1 protein-coding gene is annotated in these 1,184 nt (G+C 52.7%); it reads right to left on the reverse strand.

Annotation, left to right across the window (positions count from 1 at the left end):
* On the reverse strand, nt 1-900 hold a 900-nt coding region (locus tag J2Z75_RS29110), incomplete at its 3' end, for an HD-GYP domain-containing protein (RefSeq protein ID WP_209857446.1).
* Nucleotides 901-1,184: the final 284 nt, after the last annotated feature.

Genomic DNA, 1,184 nt, shown 5'->3' on the forward strand with positions numbered 1-1,184 from the left:
CATCAGCAGCCGTTGGTCGAACTGACCTTCTTGCTCGAGCATAAACCTCGCTGCGTCTCTTGGGCTCCAAGCCTTCTTATATGCTCGCACCGAGGTCAGCGCATCGTAGACGTCGCAAATCGAGGAAATACGCACCGGAATGCTGATTTCTTCGCCCGAAAGGCCCTTTGGGTAGCCCCGGCCGTCAATTCTTTCGTGATGGTGGAGGCAGATGTCGAGGTTAACACTCGACACGTCACCTTGCCGGACGAGCAACTGGTAGCCATGAGAAGGATGCAAGCGGACCAGGCTCATTTCGCGCTCATCGAGTGGGCCTGTCTTGTTCAGGACCTTCGGTGGAATCCGCATTTTGCCGATGTCATGAAGAAGCCCACCCATCCCCACATCATAAGCCGTCTCTTCATTCAGATCGACCGCGCGCGCCAAATGAACCGTTAGCGCGCTTACAGCGATAGAATGGAGAAATGTATACTCGTCCTTAGATTTGAGACGGGTGACTTCTATCAACGCTTTTGAGCTGCTGCTCATGCATCTGGCAATGTGCTCAACGGCTTGCGCGGCGTACGAAATCGGTATGATACCTCCTAGCCTGGCACTGTCGAACATTTCTCTGATCATCGGCTTTGTCTGTTCAATTGTCTGCAAGGCACGTTTCAGTTCGGCATTTTCGCGGGGGGATGAAGATGCTCTTCTTTCCGAAGGAGAGGGGGGTGTGACGTCCAGCCCTTTGGCCGTATTGATGATGACGGTGCTGACGTTGCTGGATTTCAGTTTTTCGACATCCGTGGCGCGATCGAGACGGAATTGCCTACGCCAGAACGGATGATCGATCCATGCCCCCTCGATCGCCTCGATAAACATTCCTAGGCGGACATGAGTGGACTTAATACGCTTGAGCATCGTCAGCGACTACTTCGCATAAGTTGATAGGGATCCGAGCCAATAAATCATACTTAAACGACCGACAATGACAAGGCGAAGGGGTTTCCTTCCGATATCGATGGTTACGTAAGCCTTGACACGGCCTCTAAAGACGCCGGCTTGGGTAATCGAGATTGAAGCATCGATTGGCGGCCCTGCACTGAATGCCCGTAATTTCGTTCGAGGAATTCAGTCCGACGTTGAAGAGGCTTTTCTCGCAATAGTACTTGACCGCTGTATCTCGGTCGGTTCTGACGCGCATG

This window comes from Rhizobium herbae (genome assembly GCF_017873135.1).
Classification (GTDB): domain Bacteria; phylum Pseudomonadota; class Alphaproteobacteria; order Rhizobiales; family Rhizobiaceae; genus Pararhizobium; species Pararhizobium herbae.